This window comes from Streptomyces sp. NPDC036813, from assembly GCF_055609245.1.
This window is the reverse complement of record NZ_JBVJPV010000032.1, coordinates 22584-30363: the sequence shown is the minus strand read 5'-3', so window position 1 is coordinate 30363 and position 7780 is coordinate 22584. Positions and strand designations below refer to the sequence as shown.

At 72.5% G+C, this 7780-nt stretch carries 7 protein-coding genes; 4 read left to right on the top strand and 3 right to left on the bottom strand.

Features of this window, described 5'->3' with window-relative positions:
• Window positions 1-208: 208 nt before the first annotated feature.
• Genes ACZ67Q_RS38610 through ACZ67Q_RS38600 form a run of 3 tightly spaced genes read right to left on the bottom strand, consistent with a single transcriptional unit; the run spans window position 209 to window position 2187 of the window.
• A complete protein-coding gene (locus ACZ67Q_RS38610) occupies window positions 209-1111 on the bottom strand; it encodes an aminoglycoside phosphotransferase family protein (RefSeq protein ID WP_471192074.1) in 903 nt (300 codons plus the stop codon).
• Between the two features lie 45 nt (window positions 1112-1156).
• On the bottom strand, window positions 1157-1597 hold the full coding sequence (locus ACZ67Q_RS38605; protein WP_471192071.1) for a ferritin-like domain-containing protein: 441 nt from the start codon (window positions 1595-1597) through the stop codon (window positions 1157-1159).
• Window positions 1594-2187, bottom strand: coding sequence for a hypothetical protein (locus tag ACZ67Q_RS38600; RefSeq protein ID WP_471192069.1), 594 nt, complete (start codon window positions 2185-2187; stop codon window positions 1594-1596). Before ACZ67Q_RS38600 ends, ACZ67Q_RS38605 begins: the two co-directional genes overlap by 4 nt.
• A 331-nt stretch (window positions 2188-2518) precedes the next feature.
• Between ACZ67Q_RS38600 and rimP the strand changes: the two genes are divergently transcribed.
• The 4 genes from rimP to infB all read left to right on the top strand — a co-directional run bounded on the left by rimP (window position 2519) and on the right by infB (window position 7660).
• Window positions 2519-3022, top strand: a complete 504-nt coding sequence (gene rimP, locus ACZ67Q_RS38595; protein ID WP_471192066.1) for a ribosome maturation factor RimP — start codon at window positions 2519-2521, stop codon at window positions 3020-3022.
• 2 nt (window positions 3023-3024) lie between these two features.
• Complete coding sequence (gene nusA / locus ACZ67Q_RS38590) at window positions 3025-4035, top strand: transcription termination factor NusA (protein ID WP_471192063.1); 1011 nt, start codon at window positions 3025-3027, stop codon at window positions 4033-4035.
• Window positions 4036-4137: 102 nt separating this feature from the next.
• The gene (locus tag ACZ67Q_RS38585; protein WP_471192060.1) at window positions 4138-4434 is read left to right on the top strand and encodes a YlxR family protein; all 297 of its coding nucleotides are present in this window, start codon (window positions 4138-4140) and stop codon (window positions 4432-4434) included.
• A gap of 148 nt (window positions 4435-4582) precedes the next feature.
• On the top strand, window positions 4583-7660 hold the full coding sequence (gene infB, locus ACZ67Q_RS38580; RefSeq protein ID WP_471192057.1) for a translation initiation factor IF-2: 3078 nt from the start codon (window positions 4583-4585) through the stop codon (window positions 7658-7660).
• Window positions 7661-7780 lie beyond the last annotated feature (120 nt).

Below are 7780 nucleotides of genomic sequence, written 5' to 3'. Positions count from 1 at the left end.
CACAACGCACCGCAGGCGCGACCGCAACCGACCACGCACCGCAACGGGCCGCCGCAGGCAAAAAAGGGGCGCGGGGAACGGCGCGACCAGCCACATCGCGCCCGCAGGGCGACATCGCGCTCGCAGGGCGTCAACGCGCTCGCAGGGCGTCAACGCGCCGCAGGGCGACATCGCACCCGCAGGAGCGACAACGCGCCGCAGGCAACCGTCACAACCACCCCGCAAACTCCAGCAACAACTCCGCATCCCCCTCGCGCCCCACCCGCCGAGCCCGCACCCCCGACTCCACGGCGCGAAACAGCGTCCACCCCCGCAGCCGCTCCTGATCGACCTCCAGCGACTCCGCCAGCCGCTTCACCCGCCGCCGCGTGGTCGTCGCCCCCGACGGCGAGGCGATCAGATCCTCCACCCGGTCCCGCACCAACCGCGCCAGATCGAAAGCGCACTCGCCCACCACCGGATCCGGCCCTACCGCCAGCCACGGCATCCGGTCCCCGGCCAGCACCTTGCTCTGCCGGAACGTCCCGTGCAGCAACCGCCGCTCCGGCGGAGCCACCAGCAACGCGTCCCGCGCGGCCAGCGCCTCCGTCACCAGCGGCGCCACCTCGGCATCGCGCTCGGCGCTCGCCCGCATCGCCTCGGCCTGCCGCCCCGTCCGCTCGGCCACCGTCTCGAACGCGTACTCGGCGGGCGGCTCGACCCACAGCCGCCGCAACGTGCCCGCCGCCTCCAGCAACGCCCGCGCCTCGGGCAACGACCGCACCGACACCTCGGGATGCAACCGCTCCAGCAACAGCCCCCCGGGCGCAGCCGGCGAGGGATCGAGCAGCTGCACGGCACCGCGCCCCGCCCAGTGCGCCAGCGCTGCCCGCTCCGCCTCGGGACGAGCCCGCGGCGGCGCCAGCTTCAGTACCGCGGGCGTCCCGTCCGTGCACCGCACCAGCAGCACCAGGCTGCTGCGACCGCCCGGCACCTGCACCCGCTCGACGGTCAACTCGCGTAGCGCGACGGCCTGCGCCGCGGCTTCCGGCAGCCTTTCCAGCCACTCGTCACCGCCCGGTGCCGTCTCACCCAGCGCCCTCACCAGACGCCGCGGCGGTTCGAAAGCCATACGCGAGCCGCTCCTTCCTTCCGCTACGCCTCCGGCAGGGCTCCGCTACGCCGTGGGCGTCCCGCCCCGTTCGGCGAGCCCAGGGAAGGCTACGCTCCCGCCGCGCCACCGCACCGCCCGGACCGCCGCCTCCCTCAGCGCCCCGGCCGCCTCCCGCCGCCGCTCCCCGGCACTGGCCCGCACCAGGTCGGAATACACCCCGGCGACACGTTCCTCCAGGTCGGCGGCGAGCCGTACGGCCGCCGCCGCGTCCGGCACGGGGAACGGCAGCGCATACCCGGCCGCCGCGGCGACCGGCCGCGCGCCCCGGTCGCGCACCTCGCGCACCAGGGCGTCACGCCGCGCCCGGTGCGCGTCGTACGCCGCCCGGGCCTCCGCGCGCCGGTCGGTGCCGATCCGGCCGCCGACGACGCCGTAGCCGTACACGGCGGCGTGCTCGGCGGCCAGCGCCGCCTGCAGCGCCCTGATCACCTCGGTGTCACTCATGCGGTCCCCTCCGCCAGCAGCAACGCGTGTGCGGCCCCGGCCGCCGCCACGGAGGCCAGCAGTCGCGCCAGCTCACCGTCGACGCCCACCAACTCGGAGGTCCTCCGGTCGGCCAGCTCCCGCTCGGCGCCGGCCAGCTGCGCCAGCGCCTCCTTCTCGGTGCCGGGGACGGGGACGACAGGCGACGGGGACGCCGGCACCGAAGGAGATCCAGCCGCCGGAGAAGAGCCAGACGCCGAAGGAGCCACCAACGGACTCACGGACGCCCCCACCGAGCCCCCCGCACCCGCCGTACCGCCGAATGCCGCCACATGCCGTACGACCTCCGCCCGCAGCGGCCCGATCCGCCCCGCCAGCGGCGGATGGACGGCGAGCACGGCGTCGTAGCGCGCCACCAGTCCCGCGCTGTCCCGCGCCGCACGCGCGCGTGTGCGCTCGGTCAGCGACGGACTGCCGCCCGTGCCGCCGTCACCGTCACCGTTCCCGGAGCCGCCGGAGCAGCCGGTGACGAGCAGGGCGCCCGTGGCGGACGCTACGAGGAGGGTTCTTCGGCGCGGCCCCGAGGGCAGGCGCGGCGGAGGAAACGGCACGGCAGTCGTCCTCAGGGAACTCGTACGAGCGGGACCGGCGGGCACACGGCCCGTGATCACCGTACCCGCGCCCCCCTCCACCACCACCCATCGGCACCACCGACCACCCATCGGCACCCCCGCCCCTCCCGGCGGCCACGCACCGGCGCCCCTCGCGCCTCCGGGTGCCCACGCGCCGGCATCACCGACCACCCATCGGCCCACCTCTCGGCGGCCACGCACCGGCACCGCTCGTGCACAGGTGGACGGCATCACCGCCCGGGACCGGATACCCTTTGACCTGACACGCGACCCATCCCACAACAGCACACGCGGCCGAGGAGTCACCCGGATGAGCACCACCCACCACGAGAGGCTGCGGGAACTGCTGGAACCGCTCGTCACCTCCGAGGGCCTGGATCTCGAAGAGATCGCCGTGGACTCCGTCGGACGGAAGCGTGTGCTGCGCGTGGTCGTGGATTCCGACACCGGAGCCGACCTGGACCAGATCGCCGATGTGAGCCGTGCGCTCTCGGCGAAGCTCGACGAGACCGACGCGATGGGCGAGGGGGAGTACACCCTCGAGGTCGGCACCCCGGGCGCGGAGCGCCTCCTCACCGAGCACCGGCACTACGTGCGCGCCACGGGCCGGCTGGTGAAGTTCCAGCTGGCCGAGGGCGACGAGCTTCTCGCGCGGATCCTGCGGGTCGACGACGAAGGACTCGACCTCGAGGTGCCCGGGGTCAAGGGACGCAAGGCCACCACCCGCCGCATCGCCTTCCCGGAGATCGAGAAGGCGCGCGTGCAGGTGGAATTCAGCCGCAAGGACAAGAACGAGAACGCAGAGGAGGCGTAGCCGTGGACATCGACATGAGTGCCCTGCGGGGCTTGGTCCGGGAGAAGGAGATCTCCTTCCCCCTGCTGGTCGAGGCGATCGAGGCGGCCCTCCTCATCGCCTACCACCGCACCGAGGGAAGCCGCCGACACGCGCGCGTGGAGCTCAACCGGGAGACCGGGCATGTGACCGTGTGGGCGAAGGAGGACCCGGACGACCTCGAGGAGGGCCAGGAGCCCCGCGAGTTCGACGACACCCCGTCCGGCTTCGGCCGGATCGCCGCGACCACCGCCAAGCAGGTGATCCTGCAGCGCCTTCGGGACGCCGAGGACGACGCGACGCTCGGCGAGTACGCCGGCCGCGAGGGCGACATCGTCACCGGCGTGGTCCAGCAGGGCCGCGACCCGAAGAACGTGCTGGTCGACATCGGCAAGCTGGAGGCCATCCTGCCGGTGCAGGAGCAGGTCCCCGGCGAGACCTACCCGCACGGCCTGCGCCTGAGGTCGTACGTCGTACGGGTGGCGAAGGGCGTGCGCGGTCCGTCCGTCACGCTCTCGCGCACCCACCCCAACCTGGTGAAGAAGCTGTTCGCGCTGGAGGTCCCGGAGATCGCCGACGGATCCGTCGAGATCGCCGCGATCGCCCGTGAGGCCGGTCACCGCACCAAGATCGCCGTCCGCTCCACTCGCTCGGGCCTGAACGCCAAGGGCGCCTGCATCGGCCCCATGGGCGGCCGGGTGCGCAATGTCATGGGCGAGCTGAACGGTGAGAAGATCGACATCGTCGACTGGTCGGACGACCCGGCCGAGATGGTGGCGAACGCGCTGTCACCCGCACGGGTGTCGAAGGTCGAGATCGTCGACATGTCGACCCGCTCCGCCCGGGTGACCGTCCCCGACTACCAGCTGTCGCTGGCGATCGGCAAGGAAGGCCAGAACGCCCGGCTCGCGGCCCGGCTCACCGGCTGGCGGATCGACATCCGGCCGGACACCGAGCAGACCGCTCAGCCCGACGAGCAGGCCTCCAAGGAATAAATACCGGCCGCGTGTCGCTCAGATCACGACAGGTTGGCCTACGGCAACTGTTCGAATCCTGCCCCAAAGGGGTGAGGTGCGTTCGGGGAGGTAGACTTAAGGGTGTCTGGCCGGACACGGGACCGAGCATGCCCTGAACGCACCTGTGTGGGGTGCCGGGAACGAGCGGCCAAGACGGAGCTGCTGCGCATCGTGGCGATCAAGGACGAGTGTGTCCCTGATCCACGCGGTACGCTGCCCGGCCGGGGTGCCTATGTGCACCCCGCCCTGGTCTGTCTCGATCAGGCGGTACGCCGCCGGGCGTTCACGCGGGCACTGCGCGCCCCGGGAGCGCTCGACACAAAGGCGTTGCGCCAGTACGTCGAGCGGGCAACAGTTGCCGAGCAGGCAACACGGTAAGAAGACGTGCCGCACGGCACCCCGTGCGGTGTAGGTACCTCGCGAGTCGAAAGCAGGTCGAGATTGCGATGAGCACTCGATGAGTACGCGATGAGTACGCCCATGAACTAGCGACGGTCCGGCTTCACCCGGACCTCAAAGGAGCGAAGTGGCTAAGGTCCGGGTATACGAACTCGCCAAGGAGTTCGGTGTCGAGAGCAAGGTCGTCATGGCCAAGCTCCAGGAACTCGGTGAATTCGTCCGTTCGGCGTCTTCGACGATCGAAGCGCCTGTGGTACGCAAGCTGACCGACGCCTTCCAGGGTGGTGGCTCCGGCAAGTCCGGCAAGCCCGCCGCCAAGAAGGCCACCCCCAAGCCCGCCCCCGCGCCGTCCCCGGCGCAGGCGGCACGTCCGGCTGCCCCGAAGCCGCCGGCCGCCCCCAAGCCCGCGGCGGAGCAGCCCGCGGCTTCCTCGGCCCCTGCCGCGCCGGCCCCCGGCCCGCGTCCGGTGCCCGGCCCCAAGCCCGCGCCGCGTCCGGCTCCGGCCGCCCCGGAGTTCACCGCTCCGCCGGCCGCCCCCGCCGCTCCGCAGGCTCCGGCCGCCCAGGCTCCGGCCGCCCAGGGTCCGCGCCCCGGTGCCCGTCCCGGCGCCCCCAAGCCCGGCGGTGCCCGTCCCGGCGCGCCCGGTCAGGGCCAGCAGGGCCAGCGTCCCGCCGCCGCTCAGGGTGGCGCGCGTCCCGGCTCCGGCGCTCCGCGTCCGGGCGCCCGTCCGGCCGGTCCCCGTCCGGGCAACAACCCCTTCACCTCCGGTGGCAACGCCGGCATGGCGCGCCCGCAGGCTCCTCGCCCGCAGGGTGCCCCGCGTCCCGGCGGCCCCGGTGCTCCCGGCGGCGGTCCCCGTCCGCAGGCCCCCGGCGCCCAGGGTGGCGGTCCTCGTCCGCAGGCTCCGGGTGGCGGCCGTCCGACCCCGGGCGGCATGCCTCGCCCGCAGGGCGCAGGCCCCGGCGGCCCGCGTCCCGGCGGTCCCCGTCCCAACCCCGGCATGATGCCGCAGCGTCCTGCTGCCGGCCCCCGTCCCGGTGGCGGCCCCGGCGGCGGCCGAGGCCCGGCCGGAGCCGGTCGTCCCGGCGGCGGCGGTCGTCCCGGCGGCGGCGGCTTCGCCGGTCGTCCCGGTGGCGGCGGCGGTGGCGGCGGCTTCGCCGGTCGTCCCGGTGGCGGCGGCGGTGGCGGCGGCTTCGCCGGTCGTCCCGGCGGTCCCGGTGGCGGCGGTGGCCGTCCCGGCTTCGGTGGCCGTCCCGGCGGTCCCGGTGGCCGTGGTGGCACGCAGGGCGCCTTCGGCCGTCCCGGCGGTCCCGCGCGTCGCGGTCGCAAGTCGAAGCGGCAGAGGCGCCAGGAGTACGAGGCCATGCAGGCCCCGAGCGTCGGCGGCGTGATGCTGCCGCGCGGCAACGGCGAGACCATCCGTCTCTCCCGCGGCGCGTCGCTCACCGACTTCGCGGAGAAGATCAACGCCAACCCGGCGTCCCTCGTCGCGGTCATGATGAACCTCGGCGAGATGGTCACGGCCACGCAGTCCGTCTCCGACGAGACGCTGCAGCTCCTCGCGGGCGAGATGAACTACGAGGTTCAGATCGTCAGCCCCGAGGAGGAGGACCGCGAGCTGCTCGAGTCCTTCGACATCGAGTTCGGCGAGGACGAGGGCGACGACGAGGACCTGGTGGTCCGTCCGCCGGTCGTCACCGTCATGGGTCACGTCGACCACGGTAAGACCCGACTGCTCGACGCCATCCGCAAGACGAACGTCATCGCGGGCGAGGCCGGCGGCATCACCCAGCACATCGGTGCCTACCAGGTCTCGACCGAGGTCAACGACGAAGAGCGCAAGATCACCTTCATCGACACCCCGGGTCACGAGGCGTTCACCGCCATGCGTGCCCGTGGTGCGAAGTCGACCGACATCGCGATCCTGGTCGTCGCGGCCAACGACGGCGTCATGCCGCAGACGGTCGAGGCGCTCAACCACGCCAAGGCGGCCGACGTGCCGATCGTGGTCGCGGTCAACAAGATCGACGTCGAGGGTGCCGACCCGACCAAGGTGCGCGGTCAGCTGACCGAGTACGGCCTGGTGGCCGAGGAGTACGGCGGCGACACGATGTTCGTCGACATCTCCGCCAAGCAGGGTCTGCACATCGACAGCCTCCTCGAGGCAGTCATCCTCACCGCCGACGCCTCGCTCGACCTGCGGGCCAACCCGAACCAGGACGCGCAGGGCATCTCGATCGAGTCCCGCCTCGACCGCGGCCGCGGTGCCGTGGCGACGGTCCTCGTCCAGCGAGGCACCCTGCGGGTCGGCGACACGATGGTGGTGGGCGACGCCTACGGCCGCGTGCGCGCCATGCTCGACGACAACGGCAACAACGTCGCCGAGGCCGGCCCGTCGACGCCGGTCCAGGTCCTGGGCCTGACCAACGTCCCGGGTGCGGGTGACAACTTCCTCGTGGTCGAGGAGGACCGTACGGCCCGCCAGATCGCGGAGAAGCGTGCCGCCCGTGAGCGCAACGCGGCCTTCGCCAAGCGCACGCGTCGTGTCTCGCTCGAGGACCTGGACAAGGTGCTCAAGGCCGGCGAGGTCCAGCAGCTGAACCTGATCATCAAGGGTGACGCTTCTGGTTCCGTCGAGGCCCTCGAGTCCTCCCTGCTCCAGCTGGACGTCGGCGAAGAGGTCGACATCCGCGTCCTGCACCGCGGCGTCGGCGCGGTCACGGAGTCCGACATCGACCTGGCGATGGGCTCCGACGCCATCGTGATCGGCTTCAACGTCCGCGCGGCCGGCCGCGCGGCGCAGATGGCCGAGCGCGAGGGTGTGGACGTCCGGTACTACTCGGTCATCTACCAGGCGATCGAGGAGATCGAGGCGGCCCTCAAGGGCATGCTCAAGCCGGAGTACGAAGAGGTCGAGCTCGGCACGGCGGAGATCCGCGAGGTCTTCAAGTCGTCCAAGCTGGGCAACATCGCGGGTGTTCTCATCCGCTCCGGCGAGGTCAAGCGCAACACCAAGGCCCGCCTCATCCGCGACGGCAAGGTGGTCGCGGAGAACCTCAACATCGAGGGTCTGCGTCGCTTCAAGGACGACGTCACCGAGATCCGCGAAGGCTACGAGGGTGGTATCAACCTCGGAAACTTCAACGACATCAAGGTCGACGACGTCATCGCGACGTACGAGATGCGCGAGAAGCCGCGGGTGTAACGCCCACGGTGCGTGCCGGCCGACGGGACCGAGTGTCCCGTCGGCCGGTGCGCCGTTTGCGGCCCGTTCCCACGGTCCACGGAGCGTAATATCCGTCGATCGTGCGGGCCGCTTCGTTGT